Here is a 19,736-nt window from a genome sequence, read left to right as displayed (position 1 = left end):
ACATGAGATTTGAGATTTGAGATTGGGCCGGAAACGTCTCATATCTTATATCTCACATCTCACATCTAAATAAAGAATGGCTAATTTAAAAGAAGTAAGAAACCGGATTGCATCGGTACAATCAACACAGCAGATTACCAAAGCTATGAAAATGGTTTCGGCAGCAAAGCTGAAGCGTGCTACTAATGCAATTATCGCTTTACGTCCTTATGCAACTAAACTGAAAGAGATTTTAGGTAATCTATCGGCAAGTTTAGAAGGGTCTTCATCACCTTTTATCCAGGAGCGTGAGCCCAATAAGGTTTTAATTGTTACTGTATCATCGAACCGTGGTTTGGCTGGTGCTTTTAACATGAACGTAATTAAAGCGGCCAACAATTTAATTGCTGAAAAATATAGCGAACAGTTGAAAAACGGTAATGTAAGCATTATTTCTATCGGTAAGAAAACTCAGGATTTTTACGAAAAACGTAAATACAATGTTATTGGTAACAATAATGAAGTATACTCGGCCTTAACTTTTGAAAACGTAACTAAAATTACGGATGCGATTATGGCTGGTTTTATTAAGGGTGAGTTTGATAAAGTAGAAGTAGTTTATAACCGTTTTAGAAACGCCGCAGTACAATTTATTACTACAGAACAGTTGTTACCTCTACCTAAAGCAGAAGAAGCAACAGCGGATCTAAAAACAGATAAGAAAGCAATTAATGTTGACTATATCTTAGAGCCTTCTCAAGAAGAAATTGTAGCGCAGTTAATTCCTAAATCAATTAAAATTCAGTTATACAAAGCCGTATTAGATTCTCATGCTTCTGAGCACGGTGCACGTATGACATCAATGGATAAAGCAACTGAAAATGCTGGAGAATTATTGAAAGCCTTAAAACTTTCATACAACCAGGCACGTCAGGCAGCAATTACAACAGAGTTAACTGAGATTGTAAGTGGTGCAGCAGCGTTGAACGGATAATGAGAATTAGTTTGCAGCTCACAGTTTTGAGTTAGCAGTATTGCTTATATAAATACAAAGCCCATTTCAATTCAGAAATGGGCTTTTTTGTGACTTGCGTTCGTGTAAATCCAAAATTATTATCGTTTTTATGGATTGTAATCCAAAATTATTATGTTTTTTATGGATTGTAATCCAAAATTATTATACTTTTGTATGGTAAAGATTTGCTATGATCGCTAGGAAACAATTGGATTATGCCTCTGCAAGGCTCTTTAAGGGCAAGGCGTTTATTATATTTGGGCCAAGGCAAACCGGTAAAACTACTTTTGTAGAGCAGTTGTTAGCCAAAGTGGATAAAAGGACATTGTACCTGAACGGAGATGATGCAGATGTGAGGGAAGCTTTAGCCAGGCCCAATGCCACACAGATTGCGCAGATGCTTGGTAATTATGAAATGCTTTTTATAGATGAAGCACAACGCATAAATGATGTTGGCTTATTAATTAAAATTATTGTAGACCGTTTTAAAAGCGTTCAGGTCATCGCTACAGGTTCATCAGCTTTTGAGTTATCAGGTAAAATTAATGAGCCCTTAACGGGACGGAAATACGAGATGATGCTTTTGCCTCTTTCATACGCCGAACTGGTAAACGATACCGATTTCCTTACCGAAGAAAGATCACTGGAGCAGCGATTGATTTACGGTTCTTATCCCGAAATAATTAATGATCCGCATAATGCTGAAGAACATTTAAAATTGCTTGCAGATAGTTATCTATATAAAGATCTGTTTGCATTAGAAGAGGTAAAAAAACCACTGTTGTTCGAGAAAATTGTAAAGGCTTTGGCTTTACAGATTGGGAGTGAAGTGAATTTTTCCGAGCTGGCTCAATTGGTAAAAGCTGATCAGAAAACGGTAGATAAATACATCAATTTACTTGAAAAATCTTTTGTGATTTTTACATTACCAGCCTTTGCTGGCAACGTGCGTAATGAAATCAAAAAGAATAAGAAAATCTATTTTTATGATACCGGCATTGTGAATGCCATTACGCGTAATTTTAATTCAATCGCGAACAGAAATGATGTAGGTGCACTATTTGAGAATTATATGATTGCGGAGCGGATGAAGTTTTTACATCAGCATCAAATGGAAGCAGATTGCTTTTTTTGGCGCACTACACAGCAGCAGGAAATCGATTATGTTGAAAAAACGAAAGATAAATTATTAGCTGTTGAGTTTAAATGGAACGAAAGAGGTAAAAATAAAATTCCTACAACTTTTACACAAGCTTATCCAGAAGCAGAAACGCTAATCTTATCAAAAACCGATAGGGGAAGCTTTTTGAATGGTTAAATCTTTATAACAAAAAAGCCCGTTTCGGTTAGGAACGGGCTTTATGATTTAACTGATTGTTATAAATTCCCAAGTGTAGAACTAATTCCTAGTTCCCCATGTGCGCCAAGTTGAATTTTAGTATCGTTATCTACTGTGAGAACGTTATGCATAGAATCTTTTTGCCAAAACATATCAGCAAAACGAAAAGCTTTTCCTTTCGCTATACCACTAATGTTTGTAAGCTGCAATAAATTTCCTGTAGCCTGTAATTTAACGTAAATAGTATCTGAGAGTCCGTTTGGCTTTAATACCGACCTTACTGTATTAACAGGTAGGTTGACATAAGAATTCAGATCTAGGTCGAAGATGCTGTTATTTTTAATCTGATAACTGATATCCCCGGGAAATACCCTTACTTTGATCTTACTAGTCTTGTTGTAAACGGTCAAAGTCACTTCAAAAATGCCAGATGTTTTGTACTGATGTTCAGTTTTACTTCCTTTGGTTTCAATAGTTCCATCGCCATAATTCCAAATATAATTACCACCTGCGTTTGCATTAAGTTCAATGGATTGCGTTAAATACAATGACTTTTTATTAATGTTAAAATCGGTTGTACTAATTTCTGGATTTGGTTGTTTCTTGCAAGCAGCAAAGAAAAATAGGGCAATAGCTATCCCTAGTAAACTTTTGATTTTATTTGTGTGTTTTTCAAAGCTAATAAATTTCTATAACTAAAAAATTAATAGAGAAAATTATTTGCGATTTTTTCCCCTATATTATTGAGGCATGATTTAAATGATGTTTAAATGAATACTCCATCGCCGGAGTTTAATATCTTTGGACATTAACTTTAAATTATGAAAAAATACCTGTTTATCATTATATCGTTTTTGCTACCAGGTTTTGCTGCAGCCCAAAATCCTGCCCGTGATTATACCAATGCGGTGCTTTGGCAGCAAACGTCGGGCGAGTATAGGGCATTATGCTTTCAGGCTTATAACTTTGCCCGTTTATCGCTAAAGGAAGCTTTATGGGCTGATACCAGTAAAAAACCAAATTGTGTGATCGTTGATATAGATGAGACGGTTTTAGACAATTCGGCTTTTCAGGGGCATGAAATTAAAAAAGGCCTGAGTTACTTACAAGGAGATTGGACGGAATGGACAAGCTTAGCGAAGGCTGATACTGTTCCGGGTGCTTTAGCTTTTTTAAAATTTGCCGCATCAAAGCATATCGAAACTTTTTATGTGAGTAACCGCGATGAAAAGGATTATAATGCAACATTGAAAAACCTGCAGCACTTTGGCTTTCCCTATGCAGATGATGCGCACTTAGTGGTATCGACAGGAACATCAAATAAAGAATCGCGCCGCCAAAAAATTACTGAAACGCATAATATTCTCCTGTTATGTGGCGATAATTTAAGCGATTTCAGCAATATCTTTTATCGCGAAAATAAAAATACCTTTGAACAGGTAAACACAAATCAGAACCTATTTGGAACAAAGTATATCGTGTTACCAAACCCCATGTACGGCGATTGGGAAAAGCCTTTGTACCAGGGAGAAAAACTTAGTGATAAAGATAAAGCGAAACAAAGACTAGAACGATTAAAAAGTTATTAAGTTTTATAATTATTCAGCAATAAGTATTACTTTTGCAGCATCATAAAAATAAACATTATGGAGAACAACGAATTAAAGCACAATACAGAAAGTATGAAAACGGCTAACCAGCCAGGAATTTATAAATTAATGATTTTTGGTGTACTGGTTTGCATGGTGGGTACTTACGCACGTTTCGCTTACGATTCGTGGCAAGTATCATTAGCATCCTGGATTGTTTTGTTCATCGGCGCAATTATTGCCATTAAAGGTGTATTCAAAATATTAGACGCATAAGCGTTCTACTATCAAAATATAAAGCCGGTCATGTTCATTCATGACCGGCTTTTTTGTGAACAAACCTATCAGGTTTTTAAAACCTGATAGGTTTAGCAATCCGCTTTACCTCATTGCGTTCGGTGCTCGCTCCTGTCAGGTTTAAATCACTTGGGCAAACCTTTCTGTCCAAAACCAGACAGTTCTGCGGCTTTCGGTTTTACATTGTGACTGGCATTTTGTTTTTATATTTTTACTTTATGGAAATGTAGGCTATATAACATCTGTATATAAACAATTTGTTTTTTGGGTTACCTAAATCACTTTGTAGTATTAAGTGAAAAGAGCGTTACAAACCAACCCAAAACGCGAAACTTCTAATGGCCATTTGAAGCAGATATTTAAAATGATTAATTTTTTAGAACCACTGAATCATGAAAAGGAATATAATTGCTATAGCCATAGTTTTAACAATTTTTGGCTGCCAGAAATCGAGTGATAAGTATGCTAGCTCCGAAGCTCTCGTCGCAAATGAATTAAGAATGCCTACAGATAGTACAGCTGTGGCTAAGATTATCAAAACTGCAGATATGCGTTTTAGGGTGAAAGACGTTCAAAACACCAAAGAACAGCTCAGCAAGACCATTAAAGCCGAAGGCGGCACGGTTGCTGAGTTCTCCATCGAAAGTACCATCCAGGAAACCGATAAAGTAAAACAATCTACCGATTCGCTGAAAGAAATTACTTCCTATCGTACCCAGGGTTATCTGGTAGCAAAAGTTCCGTCAGAGAGACTGGATGAATTTACCAATACCATCGCGAAAATGGCTGTCTTTGTAGACCACCAATCGATGAAGATGGACGATCAAAGTATCGCTTATTTAGCCAATAAACTAAAAGCCCAGAATCGGGTCGATGCGATTGAAAAGATCAATAAAGTAGCCTCGAAAAAAAGTGCCAATGTAGAATCTTCGCTTTACATCAAAGACGATTATGTTGACAAGAGAATTGAGAATATGCAAATCGACAGCCGTGTGAAATTTAGTACCATTACCCTAAATTTTTATCAGGACAACACGGTTAAAACGATGATTGTGGCTAATGATAATCTGTATGATTATCGCCCTGCATTTATTAACAGACTTTGGTTGGGTATTGTAAATGGCTGGACAATTTTTAAAGAAATCATCATCGCAATTTCCAATTTATGGATGCTGATATTGGTAGGTATTGCAACCTTTTTCACTATTAAATATTTTATCAGGAAGAATAAATTAGCAATGGATGAAGCGACAAAAAGTTTAATGGATAATCACCCTAACAATTAAATTTATTTCATGTATTGGAATGCCAATAATAATAACCTGAAAATGAAAAAGGTCATATTTAATATCATGTTTTTCGGATTACTGACCTTTCTACTGGCATGCGAGGGGATTGTGGGAGGTAATGGTCATGTATATGACTCCAAGACCAAACTTCCTTTAAAAGGAGTTAAAGTTGTACTTCAACTAGATGATAATATTGCAGACAGTTGTTATTCTGATGAACAAGGTTTTTTTACAGGTAGCCGCTTTGTAGGGTGTGTACCAAGCTGTCCTGATGCTAGAATTGTGCTGACAAAAGATGGTTTTGATACGCTTGCAATTGATTTTAATAAGTACCGGGAGAAAAACAACTATAATTCAGTCTCCAAAGATAGTCTAATCTTAAATTTGACTCCCAATAAATAGATAAAATAAGGATATTTAATGAAGACAACCCATCGGCCGGTGTTTCACCGGCCGACTATTATCTTGACTTTTACAACCAAACCTCGTTCCATGGTCCGTTTCCGCACGGACCATTTATTTCTATTTCTTAGCCTTAACCGCTAACCCTTTAACCTTGGTTTTGTTATCACTTACAAAAGATTCCCAGCCCGAATAGGTTTTAGATTTACCACCTGTGGTAATTTTCTGAAAGGAATGGCAAACCGCTACGGCCAACCCATCAGTAGCATCTAAAAACTCTGGTGTTTCTTTAAAGTTTAACAAACGTTGCAGCATCGCTGCTACTTGCTCTTTAGTTGCATTTCCGCTGCCTGTAATTGATTGTTTGATCTTACGCGGCGAATATTCAGTCACCGAGATATTTCTGGAGAGTGCAGCTGCAATGGCAATGCCCTGTGCGCGACCCAATTTTAATAACACCTGAATGTTTTTTCCATAAAACGGTGCTTCGATGGCCAAAACATCAGGTTTGTATTGATCGATTAAAACCACAGTTTTTTCGAATATCCGCTGAAGCTTAAGAAAAGGATCATCCAGATGTGTCATCTTCACCACCCCTAAACTAATCAGTTCTGTTTTATTTCCCTTCTCTAAAATTACGCCATAACCCATCACCGCTGTGCCTGGATCAATGCCCATAATAACCCGTTCCTTTTTTTCGTTCAACATTACAGCAATATTAAGCATATTTGCAAACTAAAAAGATAATCTTGACAGGCAGGAACAAAAAAATATTATCATTTCTGATCAAAGCTGCAATCGTAATATTTGCTTTTTGGTTTATTTACCATAAACTCGTTGCGAATAAAAATCTGCACGATTTCAGTACGCTATTAAAAGATATCCCGCAAACAGAAATTGTTACGGTAATCGGTATCGTGGTATTGTTAATGTTTGTGAATTGGTTTTTGGAGGCGGGAAAATGGCAATACCTCATGAGCCACATCGAGCCTATCAGTTTTTATCGCGCCATCGAATCGGTATTTTGCGGATTAACACTGGCCATTTTTACACCCAACAGGTTAGGAGAGTATGGAGGAAGGGTATTTTTCCTATCACCTAAAAGAAGGATTGTGGGTATAGTGGCCATGAGTGTAGGCAGCATTGGGCAACTGGTACTAACGAATGTTTTTGGAGCCATTGCAGCCTGTTTTTTTGTTTATCGTTTTATTCCGATCGATCATGTGCTGTTTATTGCAGTAGTATTTCTGGCGGTATTTTTCTGTCTGTTTTTTCTAATATTCTACTTTAATATCCGATGGTTAAATGGGATTTTGCTCTCTATTAAATTCACAAGGAAATATAAAAAGTTTTACAGCATTTTAGGTCGCTACAGAAAAAGAGAGCTATTCAAAATCATCACTTATTGTTTTGCCCGTTATCTGGTATTTAGCTCGCAATATTTCATTCTGTTTACCTGGTTGATACCAGGTTTGCATTATGCAGATATCATTATGATGACCTGTTTGCTCTTTTTGGTACAATCGGCCTTACCTTCACTTGATCTTTTTGATGTGGGTATCAGGAGTGTTACCGCTGTTGAATTATTTAAACACGTAACTGATCAACATGTGGCTGTTATTGCATGTACTGCAAGTATTTGGCTCATAAATATTATAATTCCTGCTATCTTAGGCACTTATTTCGTTTTTAAACTCAATTTTTTTGGAAATCTTAAATCTAATTAGTCTATTATCTGCCGCATTAACCTTAATCTATGGTTTTTTAGTCCTTAATTTTATCAGAGGATGGCATAACCTGGTTTATTTTATTCCGCAAAAATCCGATCCCCAAACCAAAGTTTCTATCATTGTTGCCGCAAGGGATGAGGAAGCCAATATTACTAAAACCATTGATGACCTGGTGGCACAGCAATACCCTAAGGTTTTAACCGAAATAATTATTATCGACGACCATTCTACCGATCGTACGGCAGAAATTGTGTTGAGTTATGCAGACCGGAATGTGAAACTGATTAAGCTCAATGAAGATAGGGCGTTGAATTCGTACAAAAAAAAGGCTATACAAACTGCAATAGGAACTTGTTCTGGTGATCTGATTATCACCACCGATGCCGATTGCAGAATGGGTGCAGATTGGCTCGCTACTATTGTAAACCTATATGAGCAGAAAAATTACAAAATGATCTCCTGCCCGGTAGCCTATTTCCAGGAGAAAAGTTTCTTTGAGCGCCTGCAATCGTTAGAGTTTCTATACCTGATCGGTTTGGGGGCCTCTACTATTGGCAATAAGGAACCCTCTACCTGTAATGGAGCAAATTTAGCTTACGAGAAAGCAACCTTTTATGAAGTTGGTGGCTTTCAGGGTATAGATGATCTGGCATCGGGCGATGACGAGCTACTGTTGCATAAAATTGCTGCCAAGTATCCCGATCAGATCGGTTTTCTCAAAAATAGAGAAGTCATTGTGTATACACATGCAAAAGAAACCTTAGGTGCATTTATTCAACAACGCAAACGTTGGGCTTCTAAAAGTACCCGTTATAAAAATAAGGCAATTATCGTATTAGGGGTTCTAATTTGGATATTTAACCTCACTATTCTGGCAAACTTTATCACCGGGCTTTTTATTCCGGGTTTTTTAATGATCACATTTTATCAACTATTGGTTAAAATGGTTTTAGAAACCTTATTTTTATGGGATGTAACCGGCTTTGCCAAAAGGCGCAGTTTACTCATTTTAATCCCTGTTTTAAATGTGCTGCACGTACTTTATATGGTGTACATAGGCATTGCTGGCAACAGTGGGAAATATAATTGGAAAGGCAGAATGGTTAGATAATGGATAATAGCCCATCAAAAAAAGTATGGTTAAAGTTTAAACGGAATAAATTTGCTTTCGGCGGATTGGTTTTTATTTTACTGTTAATGATAATGGGCATTTTGGGCTACCTTGTTATGCCAGATGATTCTCCAAATGCAAATGTTCAGATTCTTCAATTAAACAAAAAGAAACCCGGAAGTTCATTTACTTTTTTAATTATAAACAGGAACCCTAAAATAGAAAAGCTTAACTTTTTTGAGCGGATGCTGAATGGGCAAAAGCCAACTTTTAAAAGTATCCCGATTACCTCCTACAAGATCCAAGATCAGTCAGTTTTTATACATGAATATATTGGTGAAGATGAAAAAGCCAAAGAAACGAAGTATGAACTTAAGGATTTGTGCCCTGATTGCGTAGTTCCCTCCAAAATAAAGAGCCCGCAGGCACTTTTCGAAAAAAATAACATTTACAAAAAAACTTATATTTTAGGAACTGATATTTACGGACGTGATTTATTAAGCCGATTGATTTTAGGCATCAGAGTTTCGTTATCTGTAGGTTTAATGGCCGTTCTCATCTCTCTTTTTATTGGCGTGAGTTTAGGCGCCATTGCTGGCTATTTTGGTGGTCGCGTGGATGCAGCCATCAGTTGGTTTATGAATGTAGTTTGGTCATTACCCTCCTTACTGCTGGTAATTGCGATATCATTCGCTTTAGGTAAGGGTTTCTGGCAGATCTTTATTGCGGTGGGCCTATCAACCTGGGTAGATGTAGCAAGGTTAGTACGCGGGCAGGTAATGGCTTTAAAAGAAGTCGAATTTGTGGAGGCCGCAAGAGCTTTGGGCTTTAGCACGAGCAGAACCATTATCAAACATATATTACCGAACATCGCAGGACCAATTTTAGTTGTTGCCTCATCTAATTTTGCTTCAGCCATATTACTGGAAACAGGATTAAGCTTTTTAGGTTTTGGCGCTCAACCACCTATGCCAAGCTGGGGGAGCATGATTAAAGAACATTATGGTTATATCATTATGGATGCAGCCTACTTAGCTGTTTTACCAGGTTTAGCCATTATGTTTACTGTTTATGCCTTTAATGTACTGGCCATAGGCTTACGGGATGCATTTGATGTAAAAGGGCAGAATGTAACTGTTTAATCATTATTATAAAAAAAGCAGTACCAATTATGATACTGCTTTACCCTTAAAAACAAACTTAATCTTTTGTTATAAGTTTGATCTACTTTGCTTTCTTCTTATCGAAAGAGAACCTTCGTGCAATACTAAAGCCCCAGCGGTACTGCCCCTTAAGCCAAGAAGTATTGGTATCGGTAATAAATTGCGACTCTTGTATAGCTGTGGCATTGGTGAAATTAAGGTGGAAAATATGACCACCAGTTTCGAACTCCAGTCCGGCACCAAGTGTCTTGTAATATTGTGTTCCCTGTGTGCTTTCGAGGTATGCTTTTTTATCTTTATCTCTGAATGGAATGGTATAATCGGCAACAAAAGCCATCCGTTTAGTGATCTTGATACGGCCACCAACCGACAGTGCAAGCATATCGTTCTGATCGCCAAAAACAGTAAAGTTGCGGTGTACATAAGATGGCATTACCAGCATCGAAAAGTTCGAATTAAATTTACGGGCAATTACAGCTTGCACCACATAAGTCAAACGGTCTTGGAATTTGCTGTAAGCATTTGCCGCTGCTGGATCAGCTGAAGCTTTTACGGCTGCAATGGTTGTACTGCCAAACAATGTTACCGCTACTGGTACTTTTTCATCATCTGTTTGTTCCAGCAACCGGTATTTTAAATTTCCTTCATACAATTGTGTTACAACTCCGGCACCTTTTGCCCTGGCTAAGCCTACAGAAAGTTTATCGCTGATCCCATATTCAAAACCTATTCGGATATCGGTAGATTGATCCAGACCGAAAAAGTTTTTAATCCCGCCACCAGATCCGGCAATATCTCCAAACCGGTGGTCTACCCTAAAATCCAGTTCATTTTTGTAAATGGTTTCATTGGTTTGTATATTAATGAGTTTGGTTGCTTTAAATGTGGCTTTTACATTCTTTTTTTCTACAGGCATCTGTAATGCATTTTCGAGCGAATCCTGTGCAGAAGCAACTATTGGTAAACAAAGGGCAAACAAGTATAAAAGTGATTTTAGATGATATTTCATAAGGTTTTATTTTTTAGGTTGATAAGTAGCCGTTATTTTTACCTGTATGGTTTCGGCAATTTGTTTGAAAACAATTGTTGGGATTTTGATGTTGTGATCAGCAAGTTTTACATTAAAGGCCGAAGTGGCCTTTATTTCATCGGCAGTAATAATCAGCGATCCTTTTGCCTGATATTCTTTGGTAACCCCGTGTATTTGCAGATTTCCTTTTACGGTGATTGGATAGGTGCCTGGTTTTGAAAAATCAATCTGTTCTATAATTTTTCCTTTAAAATCTGAAGTTGGGTATTTATCGCTTTCGATATAGTTTTCGTTAAAATGCTCCTGCATCAACTTCTTCTTAAATTGAAAAGAAGTATTGTTGATTTTGAAAATGATATCGTTGGTTTTGATATTGATAGCCGAAGCCCCTGTTTTACTTAACGCATCTATATCTTCAACAGGTGTTGAAGAGAAGAATGAAGAAGTTACATTTTTACTTACCCATATCTGCGCTTTTATGCCTGTGCATAATAACAGGGTTATTAAGGTGAAAAGTAGTTTTTGCATTGTGTATTTATTTAAATTTTTAATGGAACTATCTTGATTAGCGTTAATCCTTATTTCATTATTCTGGCATACCTTTATCAACCCAGGCTTGTAATAATTCTCTTTCGCTCGCGGTTAGTGATCCACCTCTAGGCATTGTTTTAGTAACCAAAACTGAATTGGCTACACGTGCATCATTTTTTATAGAGGCTAAGCCGTTCAATGCCCATACTCCTTTCATCCCTCCATTAGGGCCGTGACAGCTGTTGCATTTGGTTTGAAACAATGCCCCGGCAAAATTCGAGTAGGTTACATTCGCAGTGGTTACAGGTGTTGGGCCATTGGGTGTTGGTGTTTCGGGCTTTAATTCTTCTGCTTGTTTTTTAGAGCAGGCAAAAAGCAAGGCAGTAATTGTGGCTAATAAAAAGATTGAATTTTGTTTTTTCATAGGTATTTACTTAAGATTAAAATTGGTGATAGATTCATTTCTAAATTCTCATATTCGATTGCTTTGCAGTGCAATTGAAATTTTGCAGCGATGGCCGAATTGTTTTTTGCTTTTACCGATAGGCATAACAGGATCATAAATACAGCAAATAGAATTGCGATAACTTGTTTTTTTTGCAGCCATATCTGAATTTTTTAAGATTTATGTTTTGTTTATTTGAAAACTATCGCTGTTTTTGTAATAACCATGGGTTTTTAAATAATTTCTATTGAAATCTTAATCGTTACGTACACTTTTTACGATTGGTTGCCTGCAATAAAAAAAAGTACAAAAAAAGCCGCCCCGATTTTACATCAGGACGGCTCTCGAGATAATTTTATCTAAAACCTAGTTAAAATCTTCGGTTTTTAATGGCGGATTAATTTTAATGTCTTTAATTATAACTGAAAACTCCTGAGTGCCTTGTGGAGTTGCTACCGATTGAGTTAAAGTAAACGGAAATAACACATCGCCAACTTTTTTGTAGTTTGAATATTCCACAGACTGGCTAATTTCAGCTCCACCTTTGGTGGTGGTACTTTCGTCTTTTAAAAGTAAGCCTGACTTGGTGTCGTAATATTCAGTTTTCTTTTTGCCCGATGGAGAAGTAATATTTAATTTAAAAGCATCAGCAGTACCTACCTTTGCTGTTCCAGCTGCTTCAATTTTCGTTCCATCAGTTGCATAATACACTTGACTACCATAGCCTTTGTCATCTTTCTTTTCAGCCAGGTCATCGCCAGTTAATTCAGCCTTTTGGCCCATCTGCATCGCGTAACCTGTTTTACCATTGTAAACCTGTTTCATTGCAGTTTGGCCTCCCATGGAAATTTCCATGCTGCTTAAGTTGGGCGCCATGTTTTTAATGGTAACCGTAAGCTTTTGACCTTGCATTTCCATTTCACCATTTTGCTGTAATGAAGTAATTTTTTTAATGGCTTCTTCACCACCAATGGCTTTAATGTAGTTTTTGATAATTTCTGCAGGCGCAACTGTTGGTGCAGCAGCAGTTTCAGTTGCTTTAACCGCATTCGCATAGTTATCATAAAGTTGTGTTTTAAAACCTGCTTTGGTTAAGCCTGCCGCAAATGCATCAGTTTTGCCTACAATAACAATACGTGTATTATCGTGGTTGTAATATTTTTTAGCTACCCTTAAAATATCATCTGTAGTCACAGCATTAATCTTTTGTAAATAAGTCCGGTAAAAATCCTTAGGTAAGTTATTAATCAAGATATTACTGGCAAAGCCTGCAGTGCGTGCCGGATTTTCTAAACCCAATGCAAACGATCCGTTGAAAAGATTTTTCGCATTTTGTAATTCATCAGCAGTTACCTTTGTAGTACGGATCGTGTTAATTTCCCTTAAAAATTCTACCACCGCACTATCAACTTTCTCGTTTCTAACTGCTGCATTGGCCGAAAATTTAGATTGGAAACGGCCAGAACCTGTGCTTGAGTACGCACCATAAGTAAAGCCATGTTTCTCGCGGAGGTTATCAAATAATCTCGATTCAGAGCCACCACCTAAAATTTGGTTCGCCAATAAGATCGGGAAATAATCCGGGCTGCTCATTGGCAGGTCGATTAAGTTCACAACTGTAATTTCAGATTGAACAGCATTGCTCACATTAATAATGTCAACTTCTGTTTTGGCTGGATTAGCAACTTTAGAAAGTACTGGTAAAGTTAAGGCAGTACCTTTCCAATCGCCAAAGGCTTTCTCTGCTAAAGCTTTGGCTGCTGCCGGTTTAATGTCACCTACAAAAGTTAAATAACCTCTTGATGGGGTAATGTATTTCTTATAAGCTGCTTTTACATCGTCTAAAGTAATGCCTGTAATAGAAGCCTCGGTTTCAAACTCTCCGTAAGGATGGTTTTTGCCATAAGCCAATGCATTTACCACACGTGCTGAAATGGCTTTTGCACTTTTCTCGTTAGATTTTAATCCGGTAATGGTTTGCGATTTTAGTTTTTCGAAAGATTCTGCAGGGAAGGCAGGTTTGCGGATACTCTCGGCCATTAAAGCAAACGCCTCAGGAAAATAACGGGTTAAAGCCGAAACATTACCACCATTAGCCCCAGCACTTACATCGGCACCAAGCTGATCTACCGCCTCGTCAAATTGTGCTTTTGTCTTAGTTGTGGTTCCTTCGTTTAGCATACTGCCCATCAAACCAACAACGCCAGCTTTTGCACCTTCAGTAATAGGGCCTGCATCGATACTATAACTTGCTGATATTTTTGGGAGTTTATGGTTTTCTACCACCAAAACAGTGATGCCATTCGCTAATTTGTAAATCACAGGATCGCCAACAGTAATAACTGGTGCCGGACCTGGTTTTGGTTTGTGGCTTCGATCTATTGTTTGTGCTGAAATACCTTGAGCCAATAAGGAAACTGCAGCTATAATGAATAATTTCTTCATGTTTTTAATAATTAAAATGAAAAGCGATCAGCTTATTTCTTAGGTAAGTAATACAATACAACTCTTTGGTTTTTGTTCAGGTATTTTTTAGCAACATCTCTGATCTCCTCACGGGTGATTGATCTGATTACCTCTAATTCCTTGTTGATATCGTTTGTGTCCTTATCATGGAAAGTATAGCCATCGGCCAGGTTTTCGGCAACACCTAACATTTTACTGTTTGCACTTACATAGTTGTTTTCGAATTTATTCTGCAGTTTTTTATAATCACTTTCGCTAATTAAATCGGTTTGAAGACGTAAAACTTCTTCATCAATATCTTTTAATAAATCGTTAAGTGGTGTATTCTTATTGGGTAAAGCTAAGGTGATATAAGCACCATAATCTTCAAGCGAATAGTTAAAAGCAGCAACCTGTAATGCTGTTTTCTTCTGATCGACCATTTTAGTGCTTAATCTCGAGCTTCCACCTTCTGATAAAATAGAGCTGATCATGCCTAAAACCTTGCTCTCTCTGCTTTTCATGCCTGGTACACGGTAAGCCGCGAAGATAGCCGGGATCTGGATGTTGGCATCGTAAGCCGTATCTATAATTTCTTTGGTAATTTCTGGTAATTTGAATTCTTGACGTACAATTGGTGCTCCTTTAGGTACTTCAGCAAAATATGATTTTACCAAAGCTTTAGTTTTCTCTACATCTAAATCACCTGCAATGGTTAGAACTGCATTGTTGGGTACATAATATTTTTTAAAGAAAGCAATAAACTCGCTCAATTTTGCTGCATCTAAGTGCTCCATTGAACCAATTGGCTGCCAACGGTAAGGATGGCCATCAAACAAGTGACCGAAAATTTTCTCTGTGAATTTTCCATATGGTGAGTTGTCTATGCGTAATCGTTTTTCTTCTTTTACTACTTCGTTTTGTGTTTTTACTCCACTTTCGTTAATTACCGGGTGCAACATTCTTTCACTTTCTAACCATAAACCGAGTTCTAATTGGTTTGATGGGAAAAGTTCATAATAGAAAGTACGGTCTTGAGAGGTATTGGCATTGTTCTGGCCGCCATTACTACTCACTAATTTCATAAATTCACCTTTTTTAATATTTTTAGAACCTTCGAATAATAAATGTTCGAAAAAGTGAGCAAAACCTGTACGTTGAGTTTCTTCATCCTTAGAACCAACATGATACATTACCGAAACGGCAACAACAGGAGCAGTTTTGTCTTGGTGTAGAATGACATGGAGGCCATTGTCCAGGTCGAATTCCGTAAACTGTACTTTTTGGGCAGAAGCACTTAAGCACAGACCGGAAATAGCCAAAGCAAAGAGAATTCTTTTTTTCATTGATAGTTTGTTTTAATGATTAGAAATAATCAAAAGCAGAAAGCGAGCAACTATTTCATTAATAAGTTAATTTTAGATTTTTCACTAGCGTGAAACAATAATAAGGATCGGCCTAAAATATGAGATTTAAATAAAAAAGCGAGTATTAACACTCGCTTTTTTAATATATTTTATCTCCAGGCCTTGTATTGGTTAATTAGGCCGTTGGTAGAACTATCATGGCTCGAAACTTTTTCGTCGCCTGCCAACTCTGGAAGAATCTTTTTGGCCAATTGTTTGCCAAGCTCTACTCCCCATTGATCGAAACTGAAGATGTTCCAGATAATTCCCTGAACAAATATTTTATGTTCATAAATGGCAACTAAACTGCCTAAAGTATATGGAGTTACTTTTTTCAATAATATAGAGTTTGTTGGGCGATTGCCTTCGAATGCTTTAAACGGCGCAATTTTTTCAATTTCTGAATCAGATTTGCCTTCTTTCTTTAATTCAGCAGTTACTTCTTCTTCGGTTTTACCGTTCATTAAAGCTTCTGTTTGTGCAAAGAAGTTTGATAGTAAAATTGGATGATGATCGCCTAGTGGATTCAAACTCTGGGCCGGAGCAATAAAATCGGCAGGGATAATTCTGGTACCCTGATGGATTAACTGATAAAAGGCATGCTGGCCATTTGTTCCAGGCTCACCCCAGATAATTGGTCCGGTTTCATAATCAACCTCATTCCCGTTTCTATCTACATGTTTACCATTGCTCTCCATATCTCCTTGTTGGAAGTAAGCAGCAAAACGGTGCATATATTGGTCGTAAGGTAAAATAACCTGTGTTTCTGCATTGTAGAAATTGATATACCAAACGCCTAACAAACCTAAAATCACAGGTAGGTTACTTTCAAATTCGGCCGTTTTAAAGTGGTTATCAGTTGCATGGGCACCGGCTAACAATTGTTTAAAATTATCGAAGCCTATACTTAATGAGATGGATAAACCGATAGCACTCCATAATGAGTAACGACCACCAACCCAATCCCAAAACTCAAACATATTTTCGGTATCGATGCCAAAAGCAGAAACATCTTTAGCATTGGTAGATAATGCGGCAAAGTGTTTAGCAATATCGCTTTCTTTCCCACCTTTATCCAAAAACCATGTACGGGCAGAGTGTGCATTCGTCATGGTTTCTTGCGTAGTAAAGGTTTTTGATGCGACTAAGAATAAGGTAGTTTCAGCATTCAATCCTGCTAATGTTTCGGCGATGTGTGTTCCGTCAATATTCGAAACAAAGTGAATGTTTAAGTGGTTTTTATAATGTTTTAGTGCTTCGGTAACCATTACCGGACCTAAGTCAGACCCACCGATACCGATATTAACCACATCGGTAATGGCTTTACCGGTATAACCTTTCCATTCACCGCTGATGATGCTATTGCTAAATTTCTCCATTTTAGCCAATACTGCATTTACTTCGGGCATCACATCTTTGCCGTCAACTAAAATTGGTGTATTGCTTAAATTACGTAAGGCGATGTGAAGCACCGAACGATCTTCGGTTTCATTAATTCTATCGCCGTTGTACATCGATTTTATAGCCTCATCCAATTTACACTCGCGTGCCAGTTGAATCAATAGTGCCAATGTTTCATCGCTGATGCGGTTCTTGCTGTAATCCAGTAGAATATCCTCAAAAAAAACAGAAAACTTATTGAAACGATCTGCATCCTCAGCAAAAAGGTCTTTAATGCTTTTTTGATTAATATCTATAAAATGATCGGCTAAATACTTGTAGGCCTCAGTTTCTGTGAAATTTACTTTAGGTAACATAATCTTTGTTTTTTTGTAAAAGTAATAAAGGAAAAATTTAAAATGGTCTTTTTAATGTTCTAAATCAATAAGAATTTTTAATGTCGATTAAACACATTAACTTTAATACACTGTCCCTGTTAGTTCATCAATTATTTTAACCTTTAATTCTACGTTATGTTAGAAAATTTAAATGAAATGGTGCGTGAAAACGTACAGGAAAGTGTTGTAAACAACACTGCTATTCCGAACGAGCAAAATGAAGCAGTAATCCAGGCTGCATCGGGTTCTATCTTCGATACGTTGAAAGATCAGGTGTCATCAGGTAATATTGGTGCATTAACTGATATATTTAACGGGAACAAAGCAGAAGGTACTCAGGTTGCTGAACAGGCTTCGGGGAGTTTTATGGATAAATTAAGTGGCTTGGGCATTAATGCCGATACGGCGAAGTCTTTGGCGGCAAGTATTATTCCGGGCCTGATTGCCAAGTTTACCCAGAAAACAAACGACCCGAACGATAACTCCTTTAACATTAAAGATGTTTTAGGGAGTTTGGGTGGTGATGATGGTAAATTTGATGTAAGTGACGTAATAGGTATGTTTAATGGTGGTGGGCAGGCACCACAACCTGGCCAAACAGGTGAAGGTGGGATTATGGATAAGCTGAAGGGGATATTTAATTAAGCATTTACTGATTTTAGGCCCCATGTCTTTTGATCTACCCGTAAAAATATATACTTAAGAAGAGTTGTCAACCTTTAATAGTAAACTTGCCATTAAAGTTGACAACTCTAAAATCCATTTTGGAAACATTAGCGTCGATACCTGTAGAATAATGTTGTTGTCTGTTCAGGTAAGACCAAATTCCATCTCTCCTTAAAATTGTTTAGCTTAGGGCACCTAAACTAAATAATTCATTTATGAAGAAAATATTCCTGATCGGTTTTTCGCTATTGGCATTAAATTCTTTTGCCCAAAAATCAGATTTAAGACCATTGGTTTCGAAAAAAGCCGATGCCATCGAACAAAAGGTAATTACCTGGAGGCGCGATTTTCACGAACATCCCGAGTTGGGAAATACTGAAGTGAGAACAGCTGGCATTATTGCAAAGCACCTGGAGTCTTTAGGTATACAAGTAAAAACAGGTGTAGCTAAAACAGGCGTAGTTGGTGTGCTAAAAGGAGGTAAACCCGGGCCAGTAGTTGCTTTGCGTGCCGACATGGATGGTTTGCCGGTTACCGAGCGGGTAGATGTTCCATTTGCCTCGAAGGTGAAAACGCAATATAACGGACAAGAAGTCGGCGTAATGCATGCCTGTGGGCATGATAGTCATGTGGCTATTTTAATGGGCGTAGCAGAAGTGCTGGCTTCTATGCAAAAAGATATTCAGGGGACGGTGAAATTTATATTTCAGCCAGCTGAGGAAGGTGTACCTGCCGGAGATGAAGGTGGGGCAGCGTTAATGATTAAGGAGGGTGTACTCGAAAACCCTAAAGTTGATGTGATTTTCGGTTTACACATCAATTCTCAAACAGAAGTTGGCGATGTAACTTATCGCCCAGGGGGTACAATGGCAGCAGTAAACGATATGAAGATTACCGTTACCGGCCGCCAGGCACATGGGGCTTATCCATGGAGCAGTATCGATCCGGTGGTGGTTTCGGCTCAGATTATCAATAGCCTGCAAACCATAGTCAGTAGAAATTTAAATGTAACTGAAAACCCAGGTGTGGTTACCATTGGCGCTATTAATGGTGGTGTACGGTCGAATATTATTCCCGAAAAGGTAGAAATGTTAGGTACAGTACGCAACTTTAGTAAGGAAGATGAGGCCATGTTTATCGATAGGATCAAAACCATAGTAACCAAAACGGCCGAAGCAGGCGGTGCAACCGCTGAAGTTAAAATTCCTTATAGCAACCATTATCCGGTTACTTTTAATAACATTGCGCTAACCGAAAAGATGTTGCCAAGCATGGAATCAACGGCAGGTAAAGATCATGTGAAATTAAAACCACCAGTTACCGGTGCAGAAGATTTCTCTTTCTTTCAGGAAAAAGTACCTGGCTTATTTGTGTTTTTAGGCGGGATGCCAAAAGGTAAGGACCCTTTAAAGGCTCCATCGCACCATACTCCCGATTTTTATCTGGATGAAAGTGGCTTTGTATTGGGTGTTAAATTACTCTCTAATCTTACTTTAGATTATATGTCGATGAAGAAATAAG

At 37.6% G+C, this 19,736-nt stretch carries 19 protein-coding genes; 11 read left to right on the top strand and 8 right to left on the bottom strand.

What is annotated here, in order from left to right:
* The first annotated feature begins 76 nt into the window (after window positions 1–76).
* Together atpG and ACN9MR_RS20250 are read left to right on the top strand one after the other, a co-directional pair.
* Window positions 77–973, top strand: coding sequence for an ATP synthase F1 subunit gamma (atpG, locus tag ACN9MR_RS20255; RefSeq protein WP_426326350.1), 897 nt, complete (start codon window positions 77–79; stop codon window positions 971–973).
* A 211-nt stretch (window positions 974–1,184) separates the two neighbouring features.
* Window positions 1,185–2,312 carry an ATP-binding protein gene (locus ACN9MR_RS20250; RefSeq protein WP_426326349.1) on the top strand — a complete coding sequence of 376 codons (1,128 nt, stop codon included), beginning with the start codon at window positions 1,185–1,187 and terminating at the stop codon, window positions 2,310–2,312.
* A 59-nt stretch (window positions 2,313–2,371) separates the two neighbouring features.
* On the opposite strand, the gene ACN9MR_RS20245 is transcribed toward ACN9MR_RS20250, so the two are convergent.
* Window positions 2,372–2,881 carry a PKD domain-containing protein gene (locus ACN9MR_RS20245; RefSeq protein WP_426326348.1) on the bottom strand — a complete coding sequence of 170 codons (510 nt, stop codon included), beginning with the start codon at window positions 2,879–2,881 and terminating at the stop codon, window positions 2,372–2,374.
* Between the two features lie 273 nt (window positions 2,882–3,154).
* Between ACN9MR_RS20245 and ACN9MR_RS20240 the strand changes: the two genes are divergently transcribed.
* The 4 genes from ACN9MR_RS20240 to ACN9MR_RS20225 all read left to right on the top strand — a co-directional run bounded on the left by ACN9MR_RS20240 (window position 3,155) and on the right by ACN9MR_RS20225 (window position 5,910).
* Window positions 3,155–3,922 (top strand): 5'-nucleotidase, lipoprotein e(P4) family, encoded by a 768-nt coding sequence (locus ACN9MR_RS20240; protein ID WP_426326347.1) that lies wholly within the window; start codon window positions 3,155–3,157, stop codon window positions 3,920–3,922.
* A 57-nt stretch (window positions 3,923–3,979) separates the two neighbouring features.
* Window positions 3,980–4,198, top strand: coding sequence for a hypothetical protein (locus ACN9MR_RS20235; RefSeq protein ID WP_029278686.1), 219 nt, complete (start codon window positions 3,980–3,982; stop codon window positions 4,196–4,198).
* A gap of 413 nt (window positions 4,199–4,611) precedes the next feature.
* A complete protein-coding gene (locus tag ACN9MR_RS20230; protein ID WP_426326346.1) occupies window positions 4,612–5,505 on the top strand; it encodes a DUF4349 domain-containing protein in 894 nt (297 codons plus the stop codon).
* A gap of 42 nt (window positions 5,506–5,547) precedes the next feature.
* Window positions 5,548–5,910 (top strand): hypothetical protein, encoded by a 363-nt coding sequence (locus ACN9MR_RS20225; RefSeq protein ID WP_426326345.1) that lies wholly within the window; start codon window positions 5,548–5,550, stop codon window positions 5,908–5,910.
* Between the two features lie 120 nt (window positions 5,911–6,030).
* On the opposite strand, the gene ruvC is transcribed toward ACN9MR_RS20225, so the two are convergent.
* Complete coding sequence (gene ruvC, locus ACN9MR_RS20220) at window positions 6,031–6,618, bottom strand: crossover junction endodeoxyribonuclease RuvC (protein ID WP_131030358.1); 588 nt, start codon at window positions 6,616–6,618, stop codon at window positions 6,031–6,033.
* A gap of 41 nt (window positions 6,619–6,659) precedes the next feature.
* Here ruvC and ACN9MR_RS20215 point away from each other — a divergent pair, with 41 nt between their 5' ends.
* From ACN9MR_RS20215 to ACN9MR_RS20205, 3 genes are read left to right on the top strand one after another with little or no spacing between them, the layout of a single operon-like run.
* Window positions 6,660–7,637, top strand: a complete 978-nt coding sequence (locus ACN9MR_RS20215) for a lysylphosphatidylglycerol synthase domain-containing protein (protein WP_426326344.1) — start codon at window positions 6,660–6,662, stop codon at window positions 7,635–7,637.
* Entirely contained in the window at window positions 7,615–8,751 is a 1,137-nt protein-coding gene (locus ACN9MR_RS20210) for a glycosyltransferase family 2 protein (RefSeq protein WP_426326343.1), read from the top strand. The genes ACN9MR_RS20215 and ACN9MR_RS20210 overlap by 23 nt, the downstream gene beginning before the upstream one ends.
* The gene (locus ACN9MR_RS20205) at window positions 8,751–9,893 is read left to right on the top strand and encodes an ABC transporter permease (RefSeq protein ID WP_426326342.1); all 1,143 of its coding nucleotides are present in this window, start codon (window positions 8,751–8,753) and stop codon (window positions 9,891–9,893) included. Before ACN9MR_RS20210 ends, ACN9MR_RS20205 begins: the two co-directional genes overlap by 1 nt.
* Before the next feature lie 82 nt (window positions 9,894–9,975).
* On the opposite strand, the gene ACN9MR_RS20200 is transcribed toward ACN9MR_RS20205, so the two are convergent.
* The 6 genes from ACN9MR_RS20200 to pgi all read right to left on the bottom strand — a co-directional run bounded on the left by ACN9MR_RS20200 (window position 9,976) and on the right by pgi (window position 17,528).
* On the bottom strand, window positions 9,976–10,923 hold the full coding sequence (locus ACN9MR_RS20200; protein WP_426326341.1) for a DUF5777 family beta-barrel protein: 948 nt from the start codon (window positions 10,921–10,923) through the stop codon (window positions 9,976–9,978).
* 6 nt (window positions 10,924–10,929) lie between these two features.
* Entirely contained in the window at window positions 10,930–11,472 is a 543-nt protein-coding gene (locus ACN9MR_RS20195) for a YceI family protein (protein ID WP_426326340.1), read from the bottom strand.
* A 58-nt stretch (window positions 11,473–11,530) separates the two neighbouring features.
* Window positions 11,531–11,899 carry a hypothetical protein gene (locus ACN9MR_RS20190; RefSeq protein ID WP_426326339.1) on the bottom strand — a complete coding sequence of 123 codons (369 nt, stop codon included), beginning with the start codon at window positions 11,897–11,899 and terminating at the stop codon, window positions 11,531–11,533.
* Window positions 11,900–12,286: 387 nt separating this feature from the next.
* Window positions 12,287–14,365: an insulinase family protein gene (locus ACN9MR_RS20185; RefSeq protein ID WP_426326338.1), complete on the bottom strand. Its 2,079-nt coding sequence runs from the start codon at window positions 14,363–14,365 to the stop codon at window positions 12,287–12,289.
* A 32-nt stretch (window positions 14,366–14,397) separates the two neighbouring features.
* Window positions 14,398–15,711, bottom strand: a complete 1,314-nt coding sequence (locus ACN9MR_RS20180; RefSeq protein ID WP_426326337.1) for a M16 family metallopeptidase — start codon at window positions 15,709–15,711, stop codon at window positions 14,398–14,400.
* A gap of 170 nt (window positions 15,712–15,881) precedes the next feature.
* Window positions 15,882–17,528 carry a glucose-6-phosphate isomerase gene (pgi, locus tag ACN9MR_RS20175; protein WP_426326336.1) on the bottom strand — a complete coding sequence of 549 codons (1,647 nt, stop codon included), beginning with the start codon at window positions 17,526–17,528 and terminating at the stop codon, window positions 15,882–15,884.
* Between the two features lie 156 nt (window positions 17,529–17,684).
* Here pgi and ACN9MR_RS20170 point away from each other — a divergent pair, with 156 nt between their 5' ends.
* Together ACN9MR_RS20170 and ACN9MR_RS20165 are read left to right on the top strand one after the other, a co-directional pair.
* The gene (locus ACN9MR_RS20170) at window positions 17,685–18,194 is read left to right on the top strand and encodes a hypothetical protein (RefSeq protein ID WP_426326335.1); all 510 of its coding nucleotides are present in this window, start codon (window positions 17,685–17,687) and stop codon (window positions 18,192–18,194) included.
* A gap of 236 nt (window positions 18,195–18,430) precedes the next feature.
* Window positions 18,431–19,735 carry an amidohydrolase gene (locus ACN9MR_RS20165; protein WP_426326334.1) on the top strand — a complete coding sequence of 435 codons (1,305 nt, stop codon included), beginning with the start codon at window positions 18,431–18,433 and terminating at the stop codon, window positions 19,733–19,735.
* Window position 19,736 lies beyond the last annotated feature (1 nt).

This window comes from Pedobacter sp. R-06 (assembly GCF_049913135.1).
Lineage (GTDB): Bacteria > Bacteroidota > Bacteroidia > Sphingobacteriales > Sphingobacteriaceae > Pedobacter.
This window is presented reverse-complemented; position numbering and strand designations above follow the sequence as displayed.